Annotated in this window: 21 protein-coding genes and 2 pseudogenes; 14 read left to right on the forward strand and 9 right to left on the reverse strand. The window is 71.0% G+C overall.

What is annotated here, in order from left to right:
* Nucleotides 1-520 precede the first annotated feature (520 nt).
* Nucleotides 521-2188: an IS200/IS605 family accessory protein TnpB-related protein gene (locus tag ACWD6R_RS19595; protein ID WP_451819836.1), complete on the forward strand. Its 1668-nt coding sequence runs from the start codon at nucleotides 521-523 to the stop codon at nucleotides 2186-2188.
* A gap of 80 nt (nucleotides 2189-2268) precedes the next feature.
* On the opposite strand, the gene ACWD6R_RS19600 is transcribed toward ACWD6R_RS19595, so the two are convergent.
* The 4 genes from ACWD6R_RS19600 to ACWD6R_RS19615 are packed head-to-tail and all read right to left on the reverse strand — an operon-like array spanning nucleotide 2269 to nucleotide 5669.
* Nucleotides 2269-3225, reverse strand: a complete 957-nt coding sequence (locus ACWD6R_RS19600; protein ID WP_451819837.1) for an ABC transporter substrate-binding protein — start codon at nucleotides 3223-3225, stop codon at nucleotides 2269-2271.
* Between the two features lie 11 nt (nucleotides 3226-3236).
* Nucleotides 3237-3899 (reverse strand): ABC transporter permease, encoded by a 663-nt coding sequence (locus tag ACWD6R_RS19605; protein WP_451819838.1) that lies wholly within the window; start codon nucleotides 3897-3899, stop codon nucleotides 3237-3239.
* A gap of 1 nt (nucleotide 3900) precedes the next feature.
* Nucleotides 3901-4542, reverse strand: coding sequence for an ABC transporter permease (locus ACWD6R_RS19610; RefSeq protein ID WP_451819839.1), 642 nt, complete (start codon nucleotides 4540-4542; stop codon nucleotides 3901-3903).
* Nucleotides 4539-5669, reverse strand: coding sequence for an ABC transporter ATP-binding protein (locus ACWD6R_RS19615; protein WP_451819889.1), 1131 nt, complete (start codon nucleotides 5667-5669; stop codon nucleotides 4539-4541). Before ACWD6R_RS19615 ends, ACWD6R_RS19610 begins: the two co-directional genes overlap by 4 nt.
* Nucleotides 5670-5810: 141 nt before the next feature.
* Between ACWD6R_RS19615 and ACWD6R_RS19620 the strand changes: the two genes are divergently transcribed.
* The 3 genes and pseudogenes from ACWD6R_RS19620 to ACWD6R_RS19630 all read left to right on the forward strand — a co-directional run.
* The gene (locus tag ACWD6R_RS19620; protein ID WP_451819890.1) at nucleotides 5811-7370 is read left to right on the forward strand and encodes an aromatic amino acid ammonia-lyase; all 1560 of its coding nucleotides are present in this window, start codon (nucleotides 5811-5813) and stop codon (nucleotides 7368-7370) included.
* Between the two features lie 9 nt (nucleotides 7371-7379).
* Nucleotides 7380-8231 (forward strand): MurR/RpiR family transcriptional regulator, encoded by an 852-nt coding sequence (locus ACWD6R_RS19625; protein WP_451819840.1) that lies wholly within the window; start codon nucleotides 7380-7382, stop codon nucleotides 8229-8231.
* A 131-nt stretch (nucleotides 8232-8362) separates the two neighbouring features.
* Nucleotides 8363-8620, forward strand: a pseudogene (locus ACWD6R_RS19630) (hypothetical protein); the annotation flags it as partial.
* Between the two features lie 16 nt (nucleotides 8621-8636).
* Here the strand turns inward: ACWD6R_RS19630 and ACWD6R_RS19635 are convergent.
* From ACWD6R_RS19635 to ACWD6R_RS19650, 4 genes and pseudogenes are all read right to left on the reverse strand, one after another.
* Complete coding sequence (locus tag ACWD6R_RS19635) at nucleotides 8637-9011, reverse strand: hypothetical protein (RefSeq protein ID WP_451819841.1); 375 nt, start codon at nucleotides 9009-9011, stop codon at nucleotides 8637-8639.
* 77 nt (nucleotides 9012-9088) lie between these two features.
* Entirely contained in the window at nucleotides 9089-9553 is a 465-nt protein-coding gene (locus tag ACWD6R_RS19640; protein WP_451819842.1) for a roadblock/LC7 domain-containing protein, read from the reverse strand.
* Nucleotides 9553-9857, reverse strand: a pseudogene (locus ACWD6R_RS19645) (hypothetical protein); the annotation flags it as partial. The gene ACWD6R_RS19640 and the pseudogene ACWD6R_RS19645, both read right to left, overlap by 1 nt.
* An 87-nt stretch (nucleotides 9858-9944) precedes the next feature.
* Nucleotides 9945-10373: a hypothetical protein gene (locus ACWD6R_RS19650; RefSeq protein ID WP_451819843.1), complete on the reverse strand. Its 429-nt coding sequence runs from the start codon at nucleotides 10371-10373 to the stop codon at nucleotides 9945-9947.
* A gap of 266 nt (nucleotides 10374-10639) precedes the next feature.
* On the opposite strand from ACWD6R_RS19650, the gene hutU reads away from it, so the two are divergent.
* The 4 genes from hutU (at nucleotide 10640) to hutI (ending at nucleotide 16201) form a co-directional block, all read left to right on the forward strand.
* Complete coding sequence (hutU, locus tag ACWD6R_RS19655; protein ID WP_451819844.1) at nucleotides 10640-12298, forward strand: urocanate hydratase; 1659 nt, start codon at nucleotides 10640-10642, stop codon at nucleotides 12296-12298.
* A gap of 107 nt (nucleotides 12299-12405) precedes the next feature.
* The gene (locus tag ACWD6R_RS19660; RefSeq protein ID WP_451819891.1) at nucleotides 12406-13620 is read left to right on the forward strand and encodes an allantoate amidohydrolase; all 1215 of its coding nucleotides are present in this window, start codon (nucleotides 12406-12408) and stop codon (nucleotides 13618-13620) included.
* Nucleotides 13611-14996: a formimidoylglutamate deiminase gene (locus tag ACWD6R_RS19665; RefSeq protein ID WP_451819845.1), complete on the forward strand. Its 1386-nt coding sequence runs from the start codon at nucleotides 13611-13613 to the stop codon at nucleotides 14994-14996. Before ACWD6R_RS19660 ends, ACWD6R_RS19665 begins: the two co-directional genes overlap by 10 nt.
* Before the next feature lie 32 nt (nucleotides 14997-15028).
* A complete protein-coding gene (hutI, locus tag ACWD6R_RS19670; protein ID WP_451819846.1) occupies nucleotides 15029-16201 on the forward strand; it encodes an imidazolonepropionase in 1173 nt (390 codons plus the stop codon).
* 253 nt (nucleotides 16202-16454) lie between these two features.
* Here hutI and ACWD6R_RS19675 read toward each other — a convergent pair whose 3' ends face one another.
* Nucleotides 16455-17417 carry an RNA polymerase sigma factor SigF gene (locus tag ACWD6R_RS19675; protein ID WP_451819892.1) on the reverse strand — a complete coding sequence of 321 codons (963 nt, stop codon included), beginning with the start codon at nucleotides 17415-17417 and terminating at the stop codon, nucleotides 16455-16457.
* A 306-nt stretch (nucleotides 17418-17723) separates the two neighbouring features.
* Between ACWD6R_RS19675 and ACWD6R_RS19680 the strand changes: the two genes are divergently transcribed.
* From ACWD6R_RS19680 to ACWD6R_RS19705, 6 genes are all read left to right on the forward strand, one after another.
* Entirely contained in the window at nucleotides 17724-18092 is a 369-nt protein-coding gene (locus ACWD6R_RS19680; RefSeq protein WP_451819847.1) for an STAS domain-containing protein, read from the forward strand.
* Nucleotides 18093-18328: 236 nt separating this feature from the next.
* Nucleotides 18329-18832: an ATP-binding protein gene (locus ACWD6R_RS19685; RefSeq protein ID WP_451819848.1), complete on the forward strand. Its 504-nt coding sequence runs from the start codon at nucleotides 18329-18331 to the stop codon at nucleotides 18830-18832.
* A 189-nt stretch (nucleotides 18833-19021) separates the two neighbouring features.
* On the forward strand, nucleotides 19022-19681 hold the full coding sequence (locus ACWD6R_RS19690; RefSeq protein WP_451819893.1) for a peptidase: 660 nt from the start codon (nucleotides 19022-19024) through the stop codon (nucleotides 19679-19681).
* A gap of 70 nt (nucleotides 19682-19751) precedes the next feature.
* Nucleotides 19752-20750: a COG1470 family protein gene (locus ACWD6R_RS19695; protein WP_451819849.1), complete on the forward strand. Its 999-nt coding sequence runs from the start codon at nucleotides 19752-19754 to the stop codon at nucleotides 20748-20750.
* Nucleotides 20747-21874: a hypothetical protein gene (locus ACWD6R_RS19700; protein WP_451819850.1), complete on the forward strand. Its 1128-nt coding sequence runs from the start codon at nucleotides 20747-20749 to the stop codon at nucleotides 21872-21874. Before ACWD6R_RS19695 ends, ACWD6R_RS19700 begins: the two co-directional genes overlap by 4 nt.
* A 14-nt stretch (nucleotides 21875-21888) precedes the next feature.
* Nucleotides 21889-23235, forward strand: a complete 1347-nt coding sequence (locus ACWD6R_RS19705) for a hypothetical protein (protein WP_451819851.1) — start codon at nucleotides 21889-21891, stop codon at nucleotides 23233-23235.
* Nucleotides 23236-23264: the final 29 nt, after the last annotated feature.

The raw sequence follows: 23264 nt of genomic DNA on the forward strand, positions 1-23264 counted from the left end.
CCTGCGCCGGCCTGACCCTCTACGCGGTCCTCCGCGAACTCCAGGCCCTCCTGGCCACCTGGACCGGCGCCTGCTCGATATGCGGCCAACCCGCAGCAACCCCCGAACCCCACCACAGGACCTAACAAAGCCCTACTAGGCGGCCCCGGCGAGAAGGGGTCGGCAGTTGCGGCAATGGCCGGACGTGGGGGAGCGGAAGGCGCGGTCGCAGCCGTCGCAGTTCTGAAGGGGAACCGGGCGTGGCGTTGCCGGGCCGGGGGCGGGTGCGATGCCGGTTCTAATCCAGCCCGGTTGGCCAACTTCACCCGAGTGAGTGAGTGGGAGGCTGGAGGGGTTGGGAAGAGTTGTGAGCTGCTGTCGGTTTACTGAGTTGAAGTGAGCGGTGGCGTGCGGGAGTGAGTCCTGGCGGTGGGTTTGCGGGGGTGGGAACGGGAGTTCTGGGGGCGAATGGGTGACCTTGGTGGCTGTGGCTCGTTGGGCTGGGTGGCAGGTGTCCGGCCTTGAGGGCGGGGGTGATGCGGTGGATGGATTACGGAAGCTGACGGCCTCGTTCGTGGTGCCCGGGCCTTGCGGGGTGGCGGTCCGGGACCGTCTGGGGCACCTCACGCCGCAGGACGAGAGGGTGCTGCGTGCGGTCGGTGAGCATCAGGGTGCGCTTGCTTCCCGTGATCTCAAGGCCCGCTGTGCGGACGGTCTGGAGCACGGTGCGGACACGTGGGCGGCACGCAAGCGGGAGCTGACCGGGGTGTCGTCGTCGCGGATCGCGGGGGCAATCACCAAGGCCACGCACGATCAGTGGGCACTCGCCCGCCGTTGTCAGGCGGCGCACGTCCAGAGGCTGGATGCTGGGATCAAGACGTTGCGGCACCGCCTGTCCCTCCCGATCGGTGCGCCCGGAACGAAGCGGGCTGCGGGCGGCTACCGGTCGAGGAACGAGTGGTTCCGCAAATCTCGCCGTCTCGCGTCACTGGAGGCGCGGCACACGGCTGCTGTTGCCGAATGGCAGGCCGGGCGGGTGCGGGTGGTACGGGGCGGTAAGCGTCTCCTCAACACCCGCCACCACCTCGCCCAGGCCCAGCTCACCGAGGAGCAGTGGCGGCAACGGTGGGAGGCGGAACGCTGGTTTCTTGCCGCTGATGGTGAGTCGGGCAAGCGGTTCGGGAACGAGACGATCCGGGTCACCCCGGACGGCGAGGTCAGCATCAAACTGCCTGCCCCGCTCGCGCACCTGGCCAACGCCAGGCACGGCCGGTACACCCTCACCGGCCGTATCGCGTTCGCGCACCGGGGTGCGGAGTGGGCCGACCGCATCGCCGCGAACCGGGCTGTGGCCTACCGCATCCACCTCGATACGGATCGCGGACGCTGGTATCTCACCGCCTCCTGGCAGCGCCCCGTCGTCCGGACCATCCCGTTGGAGACCGCCCGTGCCCGGGGCATGGTCGGCGTCGACACCAACGCCGACCACTTCGCCGCCTACCGGCTCGACCGGCACGGCAACCCCATCGGCGGGCCGCACCGTTTCCCCTACGACCTGTCCGGCACCGCCGGCCACCGCGACGCACAGATCCGCCACGCCCTGACCCGGTTGATCAACTGGGCCAGGCGTGTCGGGGTCGCCGCGATCGGGATCGAAGACCTCGACTTCACCGCCGAGAAGACTCGGGAGAAGCACGGCCGCCGGAAGCCGTTCCGGCAGCTCATCTCCGGCATGCCCACCGGGAAACTCAAGGCCCGGCTGGTGTCCATGGCCGCCGAACACGGCCTGAGCATTGTCGCGGTCGACCCCGCCTACACCTCCCAGTGGGGTGCCCAGCACTGGCAGAAACCGCTGGCCACCCCGCACCGCACAATGTCCCGTCACGACGCCGCCAGTATCGCGATCGGACGACGCGCCCTCGGGCACCCGATCCGGAATGGGGTATCCCCTGCTCGAACGGAGTTGAGAGCTTGGGGAAGGACGGCACCGCCCCCGCACGACCAGAGCGATCGTGCGGGGCATCGGACCGTCCAGGCCGGACCGGACGCCCGGGGGCGTGAGGGAACCCGCCCACCCACAACGGACCGGCCCCCTGGAGGGCCGGTGCCGAGCGGGAAGCGAACGCGGGAACCCAGTGCATCCACAACCGTTCGGGATGCACCCAGTACGCAACAGTGGGTCCAAGACTCACTCACGCACACTGGTTAGGAACGGTAATTTCCCTGGTTCTTAAAGCTTTTGATGTCGTGGGCGACCGCGTCGCGGGTGACCGGGTCGTGGGTTTTCTCTTACTTCTCTGCCAGACCGTGCGCCGCGGCCCAGTCGTGCGCCACGTCCTCCGGGTCCTTCTTGTCCTTGTCCACCAGGCGGTTCAGCTCCGTGAGGTCCTTCGTGGTGAGCGTGGCGCCCAGGCGGGCCAGTGCCCTGCGGACCGTGGAGTCCGCCGCGCGGTCCGCGATCAGGGGGACCACGTGCTGGCCGGGGATCAGGTTCTTGGGGTCGGTGAGGACCACCCAGCCCTCGGCGGTGATGTCCGTGTCGGTGGTGAAGAGGTTGGCGACGTCCACATCGCCCTTCTTCAGGGCTCCCTTGACCAGCGGGCCGGAGGAGTCCAGCGACTTGAACTCCTTGAATTCGACTCCGTACACGTCTTTCAGGCCGACCGCCCCGACCGTCCGCTTCTTCACTTCGGGGGCCGCGCCGATGACCAGCTTGCCGTTCTGCTTCGCCAGGTCGGCGAGGGAGGTCAGGCCGTACTTCCTGGCGGTGCCCGGTGTGACGACGAAGGCGTCCGAGTCCTCCGCCATGCCGTACGGGAGGATCTGGAGGCCCTTGGGGAGGGCGATGGCCAGGGCGTTCTGCATCTCGCCCTCCTCGGTGGCCTTCGCCTTCGGGTCGAGGTAGTGCAGGAGGGCGCCCTGGTACTCGGGGAGCAGATCGATGTCGCCGCCCTCGAGGGCGGGGATGAGGATCTCACGGGTGCCCAGGTTGGCGCGGACCTTCGTCTTCACTCCGGCGGCCTGCAGGGCTTCGGCGTACAGGTGGCCGAGCACCTGGTTCTCGGTGAAGTTGGCTGTGCCGATGGTGATGCCGCCGGCGCTGGAGCCGCTGCCGGTGCCACCGCCGCCCTGGCCGTCCAGCGAGGTGATGCCACTGCCGCAGGCCGCGAGTGCGGGGACTGCGGCCGCGGCGAGGAGGCCGCCCAGCAGGGAGCGACGGGAGGTGCTGCGGGGAGTGCGGGTCATGGGTGGTCTCCTCAGGCGGTGCGGTGACGGAAGAGGATGCGCTGCAGCCCGGACAGGGCCAGGTCCAGGACGACGGCCACGACCGCCACCAGGACCGCGCCGCCCAGTACCTGGACGAGGTCGCGCTGGGCCAGGCCGTCGAAGACGTACCGGCCGAGGCCGCCGAAGCTGACGTACGCGGCGACCGTGGCGGTGGCGACGACCTGGATCAGGGCCAGGCGCAGGCCGGTCATGATCAGGGGGAGGGCGAGGGGGAGTTCCACCTGCCACAGGATCTGGTGGCCGCGCATGCCCTGGCCGCGGGCGGCGTCCTTGACCTCCGGGTCGACGGCGGTCATGCCGGCGTAGGTGTTGGTGACGATCGACGGGACGGCGAGCGCGACCAGTGCCACGTACACCGGGGTCATCGACAGCCCGCTGGCCAGGAAGACGAGCACCACCAGACCGACCGTGGGCAGCGCCCGGCCGAACGACGAGAGGTTGATGGCGAGGAAGGCGCCGCGCCCCGTGTGGCCGATGAGCAGACCGATCGGGAGGGCGATCACCGTTGCGATCAGGGTGGCGAGGAGCGAGTACTGGAGGTGCTCGGTGAGGCGGTGGGCGATGCCGTCCGGGCCCTGCCACTGCTCGGCGTCGGTCAGCCAGGTGCCGAGGTCCGCGAAGAGTTCGTACATGTCAGGCCCTCTTCCGCTTCCAGGGGGTGAGCGCGTACTGCACGGCGACCAGCAGGGCGTCCGCGACCAGTGCGAGCAGCAGGGTCAGGGCGATGCCGACGATCACCGGGGTGGGGAAGTTGCGCTGGAACCCGTCGGTGAAGAGCTGGCCGAGACCGCCGTCGCCGATGTATGTGGCCACGCTGACCAGCGAGATCGACATGACCGTGGCGATCCGTACGCCCGCCATGATCACGGGGAGGGCGAGGGGGAGCTCGATGGTGAGCAGGATGCGCAGGGGGCGGGTCCCCATCGCCTTGGCGGCCTCACGGGTGCGCGCCGGGACGGAGTCGAGGCCCTCGACCGTGTTGCGGAGGAGGACGACCAGTGTGTAGACGGTCAGGCCGATCACCGTGGTGGTGCGGGTGAGGCCCGAGACCGGCAGCAGGAGCACGAAGACCGCGATGGACGGGATCGTGAAGAGGATGTTCGACAGCCCCAGGAGGAAGCCGCGCAGGGGGCGTACCCGGTGGGCGAGGACGGCCAGCGGGAGCGAGATCAGCAGGCCGAGGAGTACGGCGGTCAGGGCGGCCTGGAGGTGGGAGACGGTCAGGGTGGCGAGGTCGCTCGCGTGGTCGGATATCCACGACCAGTCGATGGTCATGCGCTGCTCTTTCCGGCCGGGACCGTCACGGGCCGAGGGGACTCGACCGCTGCGGAGTGGGCGGCGCCCGCCCGGGCGTGCACGGCCTCGCGTGCGGTGACCCCGGTCAGGACGCCCGCGTCGTCGATCCTGGCTATCAGTCCGGCCGGTGAGGCGACCGACTCGTTCAGCGCGGAGAGCAGCGAGTCCGTGTCGCGCAGCGGCCGTACGGGGAGGAGCGCGGCGTCCCCTGCCCGGCCCGGCGGGGTGGCTGCCGGGTCGAGCCAGCCGAGGGGTTCGCCCTTGGCGGAGACGACCAGTTGCCAGTCGGTGCGCCCGGCGGGGGCGGTTTCGTCGGCCCGCACCGTTGTCGCCGGTTGCCGGGGGAGGTCCGCGAGCGTGCTCAACGAGAGCAGTTTCAGGCCGCGTTCGGCTCCCAGGAAGTCGGCGACGAAGTCGTCGGCCGGGCGGGCGAGGAGTTCGGCGGGCGGTGCGCACTGCACGAGATGGCCGCCGGTACGGAAGACGGCGATCCGGTCGCCGAGCCGTACCGCCTCGTCGATGTCATGGGTGACGAAGACGATGGTCTTGTTCAGCTCCTGCTGGAGGCGGAGCAACTCGTCCTGGAGTTGGGTCCGCACGACGGGGTCGACCGCGCCGAACGGCTCGTCCATCAGCAGGACCGGCGGATCGGCGGCGAGCGCGCGGGCCACGCCGACGCGCTGCTGCTGGCCGCCGGAGAGCTGGTGCGGGTAGCGCTTGGCGGCGTCGGCCGGAAGCCCGACCGTCTCCAGCAGCTCGGCCGCGCGGGCCCGGGCGCGCCCCCGTCCGTGGCCCAGCAGCAGCGGGACCGTGGCGATGTTGTCGAGGATCGTGCGGTGCGGAAAGAGCCCCGCCTGCTGGATGACATAACCGATGCCCCGCCGGAGCTCGGCGGCGTCCGCTTCGAGGATGTTCCGGCCGCCGAGCGTGATCGTGCCGGAGCTCGGATCGACCATCCGGTTGATCATCCGGAGAGTGGTGGTCTTGCCGCAGCCGGACGAACCGACCAGGACGGTGATGCCGCCCTCCGGCATGGTGAGGCTGAGCTCATGAACTGCTGTCGTGCCGTTCGGGAATCGCTTGTTCACTGCGTCGAATTTGATCATCAGTCGTCCCTTGCCCCGGCTGCATATAGTCATGCAGAGTTCTCTTTGACTGAATAGATTGTCAATGCCTCGGGGTAAAACACTGGTTACAGAAGCCCGAGCGACGAGACGCAGTGTCTGATTGAGGAGGGTTCGCGCATGATGTCGTCCCACATGATGGACTCCTCGCCCTTCGGTGGCTGGGCCGCGGACCACGTCGTCTCCGTCGTCGAGCTCGACGGAGAGACCCTCCCCGTCGCCGATGTCGTCCGGATTGCCCGCGGCGCCGCCCGGCCCGTGCCCGGCGCCGACGCGATGAAGCGGGTCGACCGGTCCTGGGCGGCCGCCCGGGAGCTCGCCGCGACCGGGCGGGTGTACGGGCGATCCACCGGGGTCGGTGCCAATCGCAACGAGGAGGTCCCGACCGAGGCCGCCGCCGACCACGGGCTGCGGTTGCTGCGCAGCCACGCCGGGGCCATCGGCGAACCGCTGCCCGCCCGCGAGGTCCGCGCGATGCTCGCCGTGCGCGCCAATCAGCTGCTCGCGGGCGGCGCCGGGCTGCGGCCCACCGTCGTCACCGCGCTCTGTGAGGCGCTGGAGGCGGGGGCGCACCCGGTGGTCAACGAGTTCGGTTCGGTCGGCACCGGGGACATCGCCGCCCTCGCCCAGGCCGGCCTCGCGCTGGCCGGGGAACACCCCTGGCAGGGGCCCGGCGCCGCCCCCGAACCCCAGCCGCTCGACAACAACGACGCCCTCGCCCTGATCAGCAGCAACGCCCTCACCCTCGGTCAGGCCGCCCTCGCGCTCGACGAGCTGCGCCGGCTCGTCACCGCCACCGAGGTGGTCGCCGCGCTCTCACTGCTCGCGGTCGACGGTTCGTACGAGGCGTATGCCGAACCGGTCCACGCCGCCCGTCCGCACCCCGGCTCGTACCGGGTCGCGGCGCGGATGCGGCAGCTGCTCGGTGCCCCCGACCGCCCGGGACCCCCGCTCGGCCGGATCCAGGACCCGTACGGCTTCCGCTGTCTGCCGCAGATCCACGGGCCCGCGCAGGACGCCGCCGACGCGCTCGAACAGGTCCTCGCCATCGAGATCAACGCCGCCGCCGAGAACCCGCTGATCTGCCCGGACGCCGGTCTCAACGACAGCCCCGCCGCCTACCACCACGGCGGTTTCTACATGGCCCAACTCGCCCTGGCACTGGATCACTTCAGGCTCGCTGTCGTGCAGGTCGCACGGCTTTCGACCTCCCGGCTCTCGGCGCTCAACGAGCCGTCCTTCACCCGGCTGAGGCCCTTCCTCGCCGACGGTGAACCCGCCTCCTCGGGCGTGATGATCCTGGAGTACGCGGCCGGAGCCGCCCTCGGAGATCTGCGGGCGTACGCCGCGCCCGCCTCGCTCGGCCACGCCGTGCTGTCCCGGGGCGTGGAGGAGCAGGCGAGTTTCGCTTCGCTGGCGGCCCGCCAGACGCTGCGCGTGTGCGGCGCCTACCGGCAGGTCGTCGCCTGCGAACTCGTCTCCGCCGTACGGGCGTTGCAGCTGCGCGATCTGCGGCCCGATCCCGCTCTGCCGGTCGGGCGGGCGTTCGCGCTGGCCGATTCGCTGCTCGAAGGGGAGTTCGCGGACCGGCCGCTCACCGATGATGTGAAGGCGGCGGCCGGGGAGCTGCTCGACCGCTGCACGGACCTGTGGAACACCGATCTCACCAGTACGAGCACCTAGGGGGACAGCATGAACGGGAGCAGCCCGGCCGCGCGGTTGCAGCAGCTCTTCGAGGGGCACCGGCTCACGCCCACCCAGCGGCGGATCGCGCACTCGATGGTGCGCAGGGCCGGGGACGTCCCGTTCCTGTCGAGTGTGGAGCTCGCCGAGCTCGCCGGGGTCAGCCAGCCGTCCGTCACCCGGTTCGCCGTCGCGCTCGGGTTCGACGGATATCCGGCGCTGCGCAGGCATCTGCGGGAGGTCGCGCCCGGACCCGTCGAGGGAGGTGCGGGCACCGCCGCCGACACGTACAACGAGTACCAGCAGGCCGTCCGCGCAGAGATCGAGAACCTGCAGCACCTCGCCGAACTCCTCGCCGACCCCACTCCGGTCGAGCGGGCGGGGCGGCTGCTCGCCGCGTCGCGCCCGCTGCCGGTGCTCGGGCTGCGCGCCGCCTCCTCGCAGGCGCGGGGCTTCGGCTACTTCGCCGCCAAGGTCCACCCGGATGTGCGAGTGCTCGACGAGGGCGGCAGCATGCTGCACGACCGGATCGACGCCGCGTGCCGGGCGGGGGCGAGCGCACTGGTCTGCTTCGCGCTGCCGCGCCATCCCAAGGAGGTCGTGGACGCGCTCGCGTACGCCCAGGAGCAGGGACTGACCGTGGTGTCGGTCGCCGATTCGGCGTTCGCCCCGGTGGCCAAACACAGCGACCTGCTGATTCCCGCCGCAGTCGGCACCGGACTCGCCTTCGACACGGCGTGCGCGCCGATGCTGCTGGGGCGGGTTCTGCTGGAGGCGATGTGCGACGACCTGCCGGACGCGCAGGTGCGGCTGGAGGAGTTCGACGCGCGGGCGGCGGCGCGCGGGCTGTTCGTGGAATGAGGGCGTGACGCACGGGATGTGGCTGCCGGGCTGCCCGGCGGGGTGAGCGCCCGGAGGCTGTCGCCGGCGCCCGGGGGAGCGGGCGGAAGGTCGTGCCGACGGTGACGGCAACGCCGACGCCGGGGCTGCGGCTGGACGGGTTTCTCGTGGCGATCGCCGGCGGATTCCTGCTGCCCGGCGCCGGTGGGCTGATGCTTGCGGGTGCGGGGGCCGGCCTCTGGGCCAAGTCCATCCGGATCGGGCAGCGGGAGCGGAAGGACGACGTCCTGTACTGGATGCGGACCGACTGGGTGGAGAAGGGGCGGCCCGCGGGCAAGCAGGTCGCGGCGTACCGGACGACCGGGCCGGTGGCGGGCGACGCCGCGCCCGGTGGGGCGCGGCGTCGCTGAGGGCGTCCCGCGGAGGTCAGACCTCCAGTTCGGTCTCGATCCGCTTCAGCTGGTGGCGGGCCATCGCCAGGTTGGCGCGGCCGCTGTCCAGCACCAGGTAGAGGAAGAGACCGTTGTTGCCGCGCGCCTTGAGCAGCCGGATCAGGTGGTACTGGGCGCCGAGGGTGATCAGGATGTCCTCGATCTCATCCTTGATGCCGAGATGTTCCATGGTGCGGAGTTTGGCGCGTACGACATCCGTGTTGCCCGCGGCAGCGACCTCCAGGTTGAAGTCCTTGCTGCCGCCGAGGGTGCCCAGCGCCATGCCGCTGGTGTAGTCGACGAGTGCGACACCGAGGGTGCCCTCGATGGACGTCATTGCTTCCTTGAGTGACGCTTCGGTGTTGGCCATGAGCGCTCGTTTCCTTTCCTTGCAGGCCGAGGTGACCGGCTCCGTTTTCTGGCGTTCCTGGTGCGGGGCGACTGGTGCTACATGCGGTGCGGGAGGGGGCCGGGGGGTGGGGTCCGTGGGCGCGGGGCATGCGGCGCCGGCACGGGTTGTGCGGTGCGTGTCAGTGCGGCGTCGACCAGTTCGCCGATCCGGGCGCTCGCCCGGCGGCCTTCCAGGTGGAGCCGGCCGACGTTGATCCGGTCCTCGGCCAGGAGTGTGAGGACGGCGGAGGAGCCCGCCGCGTACGTGGCGATGTAGCCGGTATCACCACGTACGGGCAGTTCGCGGAAGCCGCCCCGGCCGGTCGCCTCCGCCATCCGGAGCGCGACGCCGAGCGCGGCCGCGGTGAGCGCGGCCACGCCCTCCGCCTCGACTCCCGGGGTGTCCTGCGCCAGGACGAGGCCGTCGGTGCTGGCCGCCAGCGCGCCCGCGAGGAGCGGCACCCGGGCCCGCAGCCGCTGGAGTTCGTCCAGGACGTCCTGGACTTCGGCCTCGGGAACCATCAGCTGTCTCCTCCCGGCACGCTGTCTGAGCGCGCGTATCGCAGGGCCTCCAATGCGTCTCTGAGCCGGCGCAGCAGGGCGACGTCGGGGTCGGCCGTGACCTCGGGAAGTGTGATCCGGCCGGGAGCGGAGGCGGACGGGGCCGCCGTCTGCCGGACCGCTTCGACCAGTCCGCGGCCGTGAGCCGCCGAAGGTCGACAAGGATGTGGAACGCCGAGCGGCCCAGGTGCTGGGCGATGTCGGATGCCGTACGTACTCCGTCCACCAGGTCGAGTACGCGGCGCCGGCGCGACGGGACAGGGGCCGGGGGAGAGGGCGGAGGCTGCTCTCACGGGGAACGTTCTCTCGGGTGAGGTTCTCGCGGGAGGTGTTCTCTCGGGCGCGGTGGTTCTCATGCCAGGACCAGCCGCTCCGCCATCTCGCCCAGCCTCATCCGGGCCAGCGCCAGGTTGCCGTCGGAGCGGTCGAGCCACAGATGCAGGAAGACGCTGCTGTCGAAGGCCGTCTCGACGAATCGGATGATGTGGTAGCCGGCGCGGGTGGTGACGATGACGTCTTCCACCGGTGGCGCGGTGCCCGTCGCGGTAACGTCGTTCCCGGCCGGGCCTGTTAAGGGTTCCGGGACGGAGAGGGCGAACACGGGCTGCTCCACCGCCATGCGCGCCACCTCGGCCGTCTCGGCGGCGGTCGCCTCGTGATCGCCGTTGGGCGAGTCGCCGATGGTGCCTAGGGCGAGACCGCTCGTCCAGTCGACCACCGCGGCGCCGCGGGCACCGGGCAGCCTCATGACTTCGAGCAGGCACTCGTCGATTCCGGGCACGCGGACTCCCTCCCGACCTGACGTGCGGCTGTGACCCAGAGGCTACGCAACGTGCCCGCCCCAGTTGGGAGTTCTGGCATTTTCCATTGGTACATGCGGAAGGCGATCGGAAACGGTCGGACCCGCTGCCGCCCCTGTCATGTTCTGTCCGCGTGCGGTGCCGCATCCCGTCTTCGGGGCAGGTCTTTCGGGCGCGCCTGTTGACTACAAGTATTCAGAGCAGCAGGATGTGAATAGAAGCAACACAGTCGCGAGGAGGCATTGCCATGTCAGGACCCCGCCCCGTACGGGCACCGCGCGGTACCGAACTGAGCGCCCTGGGATGGCAGCAGGAAGCCGCCCTCCGCATGCTGCAGAACAATCTCGACCCCGAGGTCGCCGAGCACCCCGACAAGCTCGTCGTCTACGGCGGCACGGGCAAGGCGGCCCGCGACTGGCGTTCGTTCGACGCGATGGTGCGCACGCTGCAGACGCTCAAGCAGGACGAGACGATGCTCGTCCAGTCCGGGCGCCCGGTCGGTGTCATGCAGACCCACGAGTGGGCGCCGCGCGTCCTGATCGCCAACTCCAACCTGGTGGGCGACTGGGCGAACTGGGAGGAGTTCCGCCGCCTGGAGGCGCTCGGGCTCACCATGTACGGCCAGATGACGGCCGGGTCGTGGATCTACATCGGTACGCAGGGCATCCTGCAGGGCACGTACGAGACGTTCGCCGCCGTCGCCGCCAAGAAGTTCAACGGGACGCTGGCCGGGACGATCACCCTGACCGCCGGGCTCGGCGGCATGGGCGGCGCCCAGCCGCTCGCCGTGACCATGAACGACGGCGTCGCGATCTGTATCGACTGCGACCCGCGCGCCATCGAGCGCCGCATCGAGCACCGCTTCCTCGATGTGCGCGCCGACTCCCTGGAGCACGCGCTCCAGCTCGCCACCGAAGCGCGCGACGCGCGCAAGCCGCTCTCCATCGGGCTGCTCGGCAACGCGGCGGAGCTGCTGCCCCGGATGCTCGCCGAGGGCGCCCCGATCGACATCGTCACCGACCAGACCAGCGCGCACGACCCGCTCGCGTACCTCCCGATCGGCGTCGACTTCGACGACATGGCCTCGTACGCCGCCGAGAAGCCCGCCGACTTCACGCAGCGGGCACGCGAGGCGATGGCCAAGCACGTCGAGGCGATGGTCGGCTTCATGGACGCCGGGGCCGAGGTCTTCGACTACGGCAACTCGATCCGAGGCGAGGCCCAGCTCGCTGGCTACGACCGGGCATTCGACTTCCCCGGGTTCGTCCCCGCGTACATCCGGCCGCTGTTCTGCGAGGGCAAGGGCCCGTTCCGCTGGGCCGCGCTGTCCGGCGAGGCGTCGGACATCCACAAGACCGACAAGGCGATGCTCGAACTCTTCCCGGAGAACGAGTCGCTGCACCGGTGGATCAAGATGGCCGGCGAGCGCGTCCACTTCCAGGGGCTGCCCGCCCGGATCTGCTGGCTCGGCTACGGCGAGCGCGACCGCGCCGGTGAGCGGTTCAACGACATGGTGGCCTCCGGCGAGCTGGCCGCACCGCTGGCGATCGGCCGCGACCACCTGGACTGCGGGTCGGTGGCGTCCCCGTACCGCGAGACCGAGGCGATGCTCGACGGGTCCGACGCGATCGCGGACTGGCCCCTGCTGAACGCCATGGTCAACGTGGCGTCCGGCGCCTCCTGGGTCTCCATCCACCACGGCGGCGGCGTCGGGATGGGGCGCTCCATCCACGCCGGTCAGGTGACCGTGGCCGACGGTACGAAGCTGGCGGGCGAGAAGATCCGCCGGGTGCTGACGAACGACCCGGGGATGGGGGTCATCCGGCACGTCGACGCGGGGTACGACATCGCGGAGTCCGTTGCCGCGGACAAGGGCGTGCGGGTTCCCATGACGGAGGGGCAGTGAGCCTGCCGGGCGGAAGCGGTTCCGTGGGCGCCGAGGGTTCCCCGGCGCCCGCCCTCCCCCATGGTCCGCAGGGACCGGGAGGGGCCGGGCAGCCGTCCTTCCAGGCCATGTGGAAGGAACTTGCCCCCATCGGACGCCACCCCGAGAGCGGTGGATACCGGCGGTACGCCTGGACCGGTGCCGATGCCGACTGCCGGGTCTGGTTCCGGGAGCAGGCCGAAGCGCGTGGGCTCGGGTACGAGGTCGACCGGAACGGGAATCAGTGGGCCTGGCTCGGGGATCCGCTCGGTGACGACGCCGTCGTCACCGGGTCGCACCTCGACTCCGTGCCCGACGGTGGCGCGTTCGACGGGCCGCTCGGTGTGGTCTCCTCCTTCGCGGCGCTCGACGAACTCCGCTGCAGAGGAGCCGAGTTCACCCGGCCGTTCGCCATCACCAACTTCGGTGACGAGGAAGGGGCCCGGTTCGGGCTCGCCTGTGTCGGGTCCCGGCTCGCCGCCGGTCAGCTGACCGTCGAGAAGGCGCACCAGCTCCGCGACGGCGACGGCATCACACTGCCGCAGGCCATGGAGGCGGCCGGGTACGACCCCGACGCCATCGGCCCGGACCCCGAACGGCTGGCCCGTATCGGCGCGTTCGTCGAGCTCCATGTCGAGCAGGGGCGCTCCCTCGACCTCACCGGTGACCCCGTCGGTATCGCCTCCGCGATCTGGCCGCACGGCCGCTGGCGGTTCGACTTCCGGGGCGAGGCCAACCACGCGGGGACCACCCGGCTCGTCGACCGGCGCGACCCGATGCTCACGTACGCCGAGACCGTGCTGGCCGCCCGCCGCGAGGCGGAGCTCACCGGCGCCGTCGCCACTTTCGGGAAGATCGCCGTCGAGCCGAACGGCGTCAACGCCATCCCCTCCCTCGTCCGTGGCTGGCTCGATTCGCGCGCCGCCGACCAGGACACCCTCGACGCCGTTGTCACCGGCATCGAGCGGGCCGCCCGGGAGCACGCCGAGCGTGCGGGCATCGACCTCGATGTCGTACGGGAGTCCTTCACGCCCGTCGTGGAGTTCCAGCACGCCCTGCGCGACGAACTCGGCAAGATCCTGACCGGCCGGGGCGGCGGCGACGCGGGCCGCGCCGTGCCCGTCCTCGGCACCGGCGCCGGACACGATGCGGGCATTTTGTCCGCTTCGGTCCCTACCGCCATGCTGTTCGTACGGAACCCCACCGGGATCTCGCACTCGCCGGCCGAGTACGCCGCCGAGGACGACTGCACCGCCGGGGTGATCGCACTCGCCGATGTACTGGAAGGTCTCGCGTGCAGCTGACAACGACACCGACGGGCGCGCGCCGCACCGCCACGTTCTGGATGTCCCACGCCTGGCTCGGCACCCATGTCGAGCCGGGCGTCACCCTGGACGTCGCCGACGGGCGGATCGCCGGGATCCGCACCGGCGTCGACGCCCCGCCGCCGGGCGCCACCGTGCTGCGCGGGCTCACGGTGCCCGGTCTCGCCAACACCCACTCGCACGCCTTCCACCGCGCCCTGCGCTCCACCGTCCAGGTCGGCTCCGGCACCTTCTGGACCTGGCGCGAGCTCATGTACCAGGTCGCGTCCCGGCTCACCCCCGATACGTACTACGACCTGGCCCGTGCCGTGTACGCCGAGATGGCGCTGGCAGGCATCACCGCGGTGGGCGAGTTCCACTATCTGCACCACGCGCCGGGCGGAGCCCCGTACAACAACCCCAACGCGATGGGCGAAGCCCTGATCGCCGCCGCCGACGCGGCCGGGATCCGGATCACCCTGCTGGACACGGCCTATCTCGCCGCCGGATTCGGGCAGCGGGCCGGCCAGTACCGGAAGCCCGACCAGCACCAGCTGCGCTTCTCCGACACCACCGCGGACGCCTGGGCCGAACGCGCCTCCCTGCTCAAGGGCAGCGACCACGCCCTGATCGGCGCGGCGGTGCACTCCATACGCGCCGTGCCCGCCGGGCAGCTCGCGACCGTGGCGAAGTGGGCCGAGGAGCGGCAGGCGCCCCTCCATGTCCACCTCTCCGAACAGACCGCGGAGAACGACGCCTGCCAGGCCGCCCACGGCTGTTCCCCCACCCGGCTCCTCGCCGACCACGGGGTCCTCGGCCCGCGCACCACCGGCATCCACAACACCCACCTCAGCAGTGAGGACATCGCGCTGCTCGGCGTCTCGGCCACCGGCACCTGCATGTGCCCCACGACCGAACGCGACCTCGCCGACGGCATCGGACCCGCCGTCGCCCTGCAGCGGGCCGGCTCGCCGCTCTCCCTCGGGAGCGACAGCCACGCCGTGATCGACCTCTTCGAAGAGGCCCGCGCGATGGAGCTCAACGAGCGTCTGCGCACCCATACCCGCGGCCACTGGACGGCAGCCGCACTGCTGCGCGCCGCCACCGTCGACGGGCACGCCGCCCTCGGCCGGTCCGACGCCGGCACCCTGGAACCGGGCGCGCTCGCCGACTTCACCACCGTCGCCCTGGACTCCGTCAGAACAGCGGGACCGGTGCCCCGACTGGCCGCCGAAGCAGTCGTATTCGCCGCCTCCGCGGCCGATGTGCGTCATACGGTCGTGGCAGGCCGGCACATCGTCCGCGACGGGCAGCACACGCTCGTCGAGGACGTCCCCGCAGTACTCGCCTCGGCCATCGCCGTCCTGCACGGCTGACCCCGGACCCTCGCAAGGAGAGCAGTCCCCCGATGACGACGACCGCCATCACCAACATCGCCAGTCTGGTCACCAACGACCCCTCCCTCGGTGACGGTTCCCCCCTGGGCCTGATCCTGGACGCGGCCGTCGTCATCGAGGGCGACCGGGTCGTCTGGACCGGTGAATCAAGCAAAGCACCCGCCACTGACAACGCCGTCGACGCGGGCGGCCGCGCGGTGATCCCGGGATTCGTCGACTCCCACTCCCACCTCCTCTTCGCGGGCGACCGCACCGAGGAGTTCAACGCCCGGATGTCCGGCCGCCCCTACACCGCGGGCGGTATCCGCACCACGGTCGCCGCCACCCGCGCCGCCACCGACGACGAGCTGGACGCCAACGTCGTCCGCTATCTCGCCGAGGCGCTCCGCCAGGGCACCACCACGTTCGAGACCAAGTCCGGCTACGGGCTCACCGTCGAGGACGAGGCCCGCGCCCTGCGCATCGCCGCCCGCCACACCGACGAGGTCACCTACCTCGGCGCCCACGTCGTCCCCCCGGACTACGCCGACGATCCCGCCGGGTACGTCGACCTGGTCACCGGGCCGATGCTCGACGCCTGTGCCCCGTACGCCCGTTGGGTCGACGTGTTCTGCGAGAAGGGCGCGTTCGACGGCGACCAGGCCCGCGCGATCCTGACCGCGGGCATGGCCAAGGGCCTGCACCCCCGGGTCCACGCCAACCAGCTCACCCACGGCCCCGGCGTCCAGCTCGCCGTCGAGCTGGATGCCGCCTCCGCCGACCACTGCACGCACCTCACCGACGCGGACGTCGACGCCCTCGCCCAGGGCAACACCGTCGCCACGCTCCTCCCCGGCGCCGAGTTCTCCACCCGCGCGAACTGGCCCGACGCCCGCCGCCTCCTCGACGCGGGCGCCACCGTCGCGCTGTCCACGGACTGCAACCCGGGCTCGTCGTTCACCTCGTCCATGCCCTTCTGCATCGCCCTGGCCGTACGCGACATGGGTATGACTCCGGATGAGGCCCTCTGGTCCGCCACCGCGGGCGGCGCAGCGGCCCTGCGCCGCACGGACATCGGCCGCATCTCCCCGGGTGCCCGCGCCGACCTGGTCCTCCTCGACGCCCCCAGCCATGTCCACCTCGCCTACCGGCCGGGCGTCCCCCTGGTCCAGGCGGTCCGGCAGCGCGGCGAACGCGCCCTCTGAGCGATATCTCCGGCCTCGTCCCGGACTCGTCCTCCATCCGTGGATGGCGCAGGCCGCCGACCAGGCCGTCGGTCCGCTCTCCCCATGAGCCATGGGACCGGATGGAGCCATATGAACCATGTGTGTTCCCCCCGGAACCTTCGCCCCATGTGGCCCAGTCCGTGGCACTTCGTCAACAATGCGGAAGGACCTGCCCTTTGCCGGGACAGGTCCTTCCGCAAGTGGTCCCGCGGGGGCGCGGGTGACGGCGGGATCATTCCTCCAGCGTCAGGCCCTTCCTGAGCTTGACCAGCGTCCGGGAGAGCAGCCGCGAAACATGCATCTGGGAGATGCCGAGTTCGTCGCCGATCTCCGACTGCGTCATATTGGCGACGAAGCGGAGCGAGAGGATCTTCCGGTCGCGACCGGGCAGCGAGGCGATCAGCGGCTTCAGGGACTCGACGTACTCGATGCCTTCGAGGCCGTGGTCCTCGTAGCCGATCCGGTCGGCCAGCGCGCTCTCGGTCTCGTCCTCCTCGGCCTTGGCGTCGAGCGAGCTCGCGGTGTACGCGTTGCTCGCGGCCATGCCTTCGACGACCTCGTCGTCGGTGAGTCCGAGGCGGTCGGCGAGTTCGCCCACGGTGGGCGCCCGGTCGAGCTGCTGGGCGAGTTCGTCGCCCGCCTTGGCCAGGTCGAGCCGCAGCTCCTGCAGTCGGCGCGGGACGCGCACGGACCAACTGGTGTCGCGGAAGAATCGCTTGATCTCGCCGATGACGGTCGGCATCGCGAAGGTCGGGAACTCGACGCCCCGGCTCAGCTCGAACCGGTCGATCGCCTTGATCAGGCCGATGGTGCCGACCTGGATGATGTCCTCCATCGGTTCGCTGCGGGAGCGGAACCGTGAGGCGGCGAACTTGACCAGGGCCAGGTTCAGTTCGACGAGTGTGTTGCGTACGTACGCGTACTCGTGGGTGCCCTCTTCGAGGGATTCGAGCCGCGCGAAGAGTGTCTTCGACAGCGCTCTGGCGTCCAGTGCGCCCACTTCGTCGTACGGCGGGATCTCGGGAAGTCCTTCGAGACCGTCGCTGCCCTTGGCGCTGCCGATGTCGCTGGTGCTGCTGGTGCTGCGGCGCGGAGCGGGTACGGCGACCGCGGCGGGGGAGTCTGATTCGGTCAGTCCCTGAGGACATGCTGACGTCGCGATGTGGGTACGCGGTCCGTCGAGCCGGGGTGACATGGTCTCCTCCATCGTTCTCGGCATATGGCTGCCGATGCCCATACGTGTTCCTGCGGTGAAGCGGCGCCTCCAAAGCCGGTCGTGTTTCGGGTGTCCCTCTACCCTTACCCGGTCCTGACGTGCAGATACAACCGCCAATTGAGGCCATATGTCCGATTTGTTGGGGTCTTCGGCTACCGTGTGCCGCACGGAACGCGTAGTGTTTTACGAACGTCAGCGACAGCTACACACGCAACCGCACGCGCCATCACAGAGGGTGGCGCGCACGGTGACGCAGGCAGTGACGAACGGCGAAGAGGGACGGGCATGGACCGCCAGACGGTCGGCAGTGCGAACCGGGGTCGACTTCAGGTCGAGGCCCGGACCGAGGGGCGCAGTGAGGTAGTGACGCCGGTGGGTGAGTTGGATCACCACACCGCCGATCTGCTCCGCGAACCCTTGGAGAGCGCGGTCGAACAAGGGCGGACCCGCCTGGTGGTCGACTGTTCGCGACTCGAATTCTGTGATTCCACCGGGCTCAATGTGCTGCTCGGTGCCCGCCTCAAGGCGGAGGCGGCCGGGGGAGGGGTCCATTTGGCCGGAATGCTGCCGATGGTGGCGAGGGTCTTCGAGATCACCGGGGCCGAGGCGGTCTTCACCGTCCACGACTCCCTCGAATCGGCGCTGGACGCCTGATCGTGACCCGGAGTGCAGCCTCACCCGTCCCGGGTGTGGCCTGCCTCACGCATTCCGCATGGGCGAAGTCGGTGTTGTCGCGATACGGCCGGGCAGGAGACATCCCGGCGAACCTCTTGTGACCCGGGTGGCCCGCACACTCTGTATGCGGCCGGTATCCGTATCGGCAGCTGCGCCCCTATCTGTATCTGTAACTGTTCAATGGCGACATGGTGAATCGGTGAGGTGAAGCGCTGATGAGCACCACCCGGCAGCATCCGCCGGGCGACCTCGGCCGGGAGCCGGAGGGCGCGGGCGACGGCGCCGACGCAGCCTCCTCCGGGCCCGTCGGCCGGCGGTGGCGCACGCTGCCCCTGCGGGAGGTCAGCGGCATCGTGCCGACAGCCCGCGATTTCGCCCGTCAGGCACTCCACGACTGGGGCTGGCTCCCCGCGTCGAGCGCCGACCGGCGCGCAGCCGCCGAGGACGTCCTGCTGGTCGTCTCCGAACTGGTCACGAACGCCTGCCTGCACGCGGAAGGACCCGAGGAACTTCGCATCGCCTGCACCTCGAAGGTGCTGCGGGTGGAGGTCGTCGACGGCGGTGCGGGACAGCCCGCGCCGCGCACCCCGCACCGGGCGGCCCGGCCCGGCGGGCACGGCATGTTCATCGTGCAGCGGCTCTGTCTGGACTGGGGTGTCCAGCGGGTGCCGGGCGAGCCCGGCAAGACCGTATGGGCGGAGCTGGCCGCCCCCGCGTAGTCACCACCCGAACCGTCGAGCCGTGCGGCCCCTCCTTCTTGCCCCCGAAGAGCGCGCCGGATCGGCGCGCTCTTTGTCTTCCCTCCATACGGCCCCAGGCGTACCTTGAGCGCCCAATCTGATGCGTCGTCAGTAACTTGCGTCCGAGTGATGCGGCGCGCGGCGACTTCCGGCATGAGGGGAACTGAGGTGCCGTACCCGAAGCGAACAGCTCTCGCGCTGGCGTCCGCGCTGGCCGGCTCGGTGGTGCTGCTGGCCGCGCCCGCCGCCCACGCCACGGTCGTGGACGTCGACTACAAGTGCAGGACGCCGATCGGCGACAAGAGCGCGGTGTCGCCCATCGACATCAAGGGCGTGAAGAGCGGCAGCAGTTACACGCTCACGATGTCCTTCCAGAAGGGCGTCTCGTCCAGCCCCGTCGAGCTGGGCAAGGGCGCCATGAAGCCCAGCGCCGTCATCCGGCTGAGCGGCGCCGAATCGAGCCAGGTCCAGGTCTCGGGACCGGCGAACGCCGAGGCGATCCCCGCGAACACCCCGATCAGGATCAGCGACCTGTCGGGTACGTACACCCCGGAGAAGAGCGGCAAGGTCGGCTTCACCGCCGGAGTGCTCACCATCAAGGCGCTCGGTACGACCACGACCTGCACCCCGGGCAACAGTCCGAATCCGTCGCTCGAACTCGATGTGACGGCGGCGGGCGGCTCGAAGGACACCTCGGAAACGACCCTCCCGAAGACCGGACCGCTCGACTCGGCGATGGCGCTCGGGACACTCGGCGGCACGGTACTGCTGACCGGTGCGGCCGGGGTGCTGTGGCTGACCCGGCGCGGACAGCGGGCCGCGGGCTGAGCTCTACGGAGCCGCCGCGCCCCGTCCGTACGTACACGCCCGTTCTGTACGCAGCAGGGAGCCCGCCCCTATGCCACCGTCGACCGGTCACGCCGCCCGAGCCGTTCTCGCAGCCCTGCTGTGCGCTTTCGTCTGCGCCTTCTCCGCGACCCCGGCGACCGCCGCCGACCGGAGCGGCGCGGACTGGACGGCACAGCCCGCGGCGGGCGGTGGGACCCGGAGCGGCGAGGACGGCGGCAGACCGTACTTCTATCTGGAGGGACTGCCCGGCACTGTGCTGCAGGACCGGCTCTCCGTCGCCAACCCGGGCACCGCCCCGGTCACCGTGCGACTGCGCGGGGCGGATGCGTACAACGCCGAGGGCGGTGACTTCGCCGTACGCGGAACGAAGGACTCCACCGGGACCGGCGCCTGGCTCCGACTCGCCGCGGACCGGGTGACCGTGCCCGCCCGTACCCGCGCCGAAGTGCCGTTCTCCGTCACCGTCCCGGCAGGTGCGTCGCCCGGCGACCACCCGGGGGCGGTCGTCGCCGAGAGCTCCGGGCGCTCGGTGGGCGTACGCGTCCATCTGCGGGTCAGCGGGCCCACGCTGACCGCGCTGACCGTCGAGGAGGTCAGCGTGTCCGGGCGGACCATCCACTACACCCTCGTCAACCGGGGCAACGCGGCCCTCGCCCCACGCCTCGCCGTCAGCGCGGACGGGGTCTTCGGCACCCTGCTGCGGCGCGAGGCGCGGAACCTGCCGGTGGACCTGCTGCCCGGACAGCGGGTGAAACTCACCGAACCGTGGCGGGACGCCCCCGCCCTCGATTCCGCCACCGTCCGGCTCCGCGTCACCGCCGCGGGCGGAGCGCACAGCGAGGCGACCGCCCCGGCGGTCTTCGTCCCCTGGGCGCCGGTGACCGGCGGCTCCCTGCTGGTCCTGGCCGCGGCCGCCGCAGGCGCGTACGCGTACCGGCTCCGGCGCAGCCACCGCCGGCCACCGCGCGGCGACGGCCCGGACCATGGCGACGCAGCTCGAACCACGGCAGAGAGAAGGCACTTGGTGAAGGCGGGAGCGGAATCGTGAGACGACAGACCGGACCGGCGTCCCTCCGGCGCGGCAGCCACCGGTGGGCCGCCGCGCTCCTTGTCGCGCTGCTGCCCGCCCTGCTGCTTCTGCCCGCGCCCGGCGCCCGCGCGGCGGACGGAAAGCCCGCGGTCACCCTCTCCGAGCAGCAGGCGGGCAACGGCGGCGACATTACCGTCAAGGGCACCGGATGGCGGCCGAACACCCTGCTGATGATGCTGATCTGCGGACAGTCCGCGCCCGGCACGGGCGTCATCGGCTCCACCAACTCCTGCGCCAACGCCGACGGACGCGCCGTCACCACCGACGCCAAGGGCGCCTTCAGCAAGAAGATGCCGGTCTCCGAACCGCCCAAGCCGTGTCCCTGCGTGGTGCATGTCGCGACGGTCACCGGGGAACAGGCAGCCGCCGACGCCGGGTTCGTCGTCGCCGGACACCCCGTCGCCCCACTGCCGGAACAGACGGATGGCGGAAAGCTCGCGGTGCTCGCCACCACCCGGCTGGAGGGCGACAGCGGAATCCTCACCTGGTTCGGCGCCCCGCCCTCCCGGCAGCTCGTCTTCACCGTGGGCAACCTCGGTTCGGCGCCGGTCAAGGACCCGGTCTTCCGGGTCGGCACCGCGCACGGCGTCTTCGCCCCGCAGTGGGAGGAGCGGCAGTGGCGCGGCACCATCGCGCCCGGCCGCAAGGCACAGATCGGACTGCCGGTCGAACTGACGGCGGGCGCCCACGGCGACTACCGGATCTCCCTGCGGTACGGGGCGAAAACACTGGCCGAACAGCCGTGGGGGGTGGGCCGCCCCTGGGGCGTCACGCTCTTCTGGATCCTGCTCTGCGTCGTCGTACCGGCCGCGGTGTTCCGTATCGGCATGGCGATCGTCGACAAGGTGCGGCCCCGCGCCGCGTACACCCCGGCCCGCGCCGGTCGTCACCGTCATCCGCTGCCGGCCGACGTGACGGCGAAGCTGCCGGGGCTGCGCCGGGGACCGCGCACCCCGGCGACCCCCTCGACAGCGTCCGCGGCAGGACCCGCCCCGGGCGCGACCACCACGGCCGCGCTGCCGTGGTTCACACCGGATTCCGCACCGTCGGAGAACAGACCCACGACGAAGGGACATTCGTGAGCACGCAACGGAGGATGAGCGCGGCCGGAGTCGCGCTGATGCTCGGCGGCGCGGGGATCCTGCTGGCCGCGAGCCCAGCCCTGGCTGCCGACGTCTCGTACAGGACGGAGTGCATACCGCCGTCCATCTCCGGACTGCCTCCCGTGCAGGGCACGACCGAGGTGCAGCTGACCGCGCCCGCCGAGGCAAAGGTCGGGGACAGCGTCGAGGTGGTGTGGAAGACGGTCGAGGCCGCTTCCAGGAACCCCGACGTCCTCGACCTGGAGAAGGACACGGTCAAGCCGACCGGCACCATCGAGGTCGGCGGTGCGGCCACGGGAACGCTCCAGATGGAAGGGCCACGGCAGAACCCGCCGATCCCCAGGAACAGCGCCATGGTGCTGCCCGACATGAAGGGCACGCTGAAGCTGGAGAAGGCCGGTGAGATCACGCTGACGCCGGACGCGTACAACATCAACGTGTCGAAGCCGATCTCCACCGACACCAAGTGCTCCCCGAAGGAGACCGTCCAGCCGGGCGCGACGATCAAGGTCACGGACGGCGGCGGTACGACAGCGGGCGGCACGACCACCGGCACGACAGCGGGCGGCACGACCACCGGCTCCACCACGGCGGGCTCCACCACGGCGGGCGGCACGACGGCGGGCACGACGGCCGGCGGTACGGACACCGGAGGCACTGACTCCGGCGGCACCACGGCCGGGTCGAGCGGCGGCGGTGGTCAGACCGACTTCGAGGGCAAGGAGGTGTCTGTCGCGTACGCCTGCAAGACCCCGATCGGTGACAAGAACGCCACCTCCCCGGTGAAGATCGACGCGAAGAAGAACGGCGGCAGCTTCGACCTCACGGTGAAGTTCAGCAAGTCGGTCATGGACAGCCCCGCCGACATCCCGGCCGATTCGGTGAAGCCCTCCATGGAGGTCAAGCTCGGCGGAGCCGACAAGGGCACGGTCCATGTCGAGGGCCCCACCAACAAGGAGCCCATCAAGCCCGGCAAACCGATCGGGATCCCCGATCTCACGGGTACGTACAAGCCGGGCGCGAGCGGTAGGTCCACCCTCAGCCCGGGCGTGCTGACCGTGAAGGCGCTCGGCACGACGACGACCTGCACCCCGCCCGCCGGTGTCGCGGTCTCCCTGGAGCTGGACACCTCGTCCCAGCCCGGCGGGGCCGTGGGCGGCTCGGACACGGGCGGCGCCATGACCGGCGGCGGTACGGACTCCGGAGGCGGACTGGCCGAGACCGGGGCCGAGGACAACGGCACCCTGCGCGCACTCGGCCTGGTCGCCGGTACGGCGATCCTGCTGGGCGGCGCCGTGTTCACGTTCACCCCGTGGCGCAGGCTGCGCGGCACCCGGTGAGCTGAGCCGCGGAAACGCGAAGGGCCGCT

It is taken from the genome of Streptomyces sp. NPDC005151 (genome assembly GCF_053599875.1).

Bases quoted from the DNA above. Each gene is read 5' to 3' on its own strand.
- ACWD6R_RS19600 (WP_451819837.1), bottom strand. From the start codon at position 3,225: ATGACCCGCACTCCCCGCAGCACCTCCCGTCGCTCCCTGCTGGGCGGC.
- ACWD6R_RS19605 (WP_451819838.1), bottom strand. From the start codon at position 3,899: ATGTACGAACTCTTCGCGGACCTCGGCACCTGGCTGACCGACGCCGAG.
- ACWD6R_RS19610 (WP_451819839.1), bottom strand. From the start codon at position 4,542: ATGACCATCGACTGGTCGTGGATATCCGACCACGCGAGCGACCTCGCC.
- ACWD6R_RS19615 (WP_451819889.1), bottom strand. From the start codon at position 5,669: ATGATCAAATTCGACGCAGTGAACAAGCGATTCCCGAACGGCACGACA.
- ACWD6R_RS19620 (WP_451819890.1), top strand. From the start codon at position 5,811: ATGTCGTCCCACATGATGGACTCCTCGCCCTTCGGTGGCTGGGCCGCG.
- ACWD6R_RS19625 (WP_451819840.1), top strand. From the start codon at position 7,380: ATGAACGGGAGCAGCCCGGCCGCGCGGTTGCAGCAGCTCTTCGAGGGG.
- ACWD6R_RS19635 (WP_451819841.1), bottom strand. From the start codon at position 9,011: ATGGCCAACACCGAAGCGTCACTCAAGGAAGCAATGACGTCCATCGAG.
- ACWD6R_RS19640 (WP_451819842.1), bottom strand. From the start codon at position 9,553: ATGGTTCCCGAGGCCGAAGTCCAGGACGTCCTGGACGAACTCCAGCGG.
- hutU (WP_451819844.1), top strand. From the start codon at position 10,640: ATGTCAGGACCCCGCCCCGTACGGGCACCGCGCGGTACCGAACTGAGC.
- ACWD6R_RS19660 (WP_451819891.1), top strand. From the start codon at position 12,406: ATGTGGAAGGAACTTGCCCCCATCGGACGCCACCCCGAGAGCGGTGGA.
- hutI (WP_451819846.1), top strand. From the start codon at position 15,029: ATGACGACGACCGCCATCACCAACATCGCCAGTCTGGTCACCAACGAC.
- ACWD6R_RS19675 (WP_451819892.1), bottom strand. From the start codon at position 17,417: ATGTCACCCCGGCTCGACGGACCGCGTACCCACATCGCGACGTCAGCA.
- ACWD6R_RS19680 (WP_451819847.1), top strand. From the start codon at position 17,724: ATGGACCGCCAGACGGTCGGCAGTGCGAACCGGGGTCGACTTCAGGTC.
- ACWD6R_RS19685 (WP_451819848.1), top strand. From the start codon at position 18,329: ATGAGCACCACCCGGCAGCATCCGCCGGGCGACCTCGGCCGGGAGCCG.
- ACWD6R_RS19695 (WP_451819849.1), top strand. From the start codon at position 19,752: ATGCCACCGTCGACCGGTCACGCCGCCCGAGCCGTTCTCGCAGCCCTG.
- ACWD6R_RS19705 (WP_451819851.1), top strand. From the start codon at position 21,889: ATGAGCGCGGCCGGAGTCGCGCTGATGCTCGGCGGCGCGGGGATCCTG.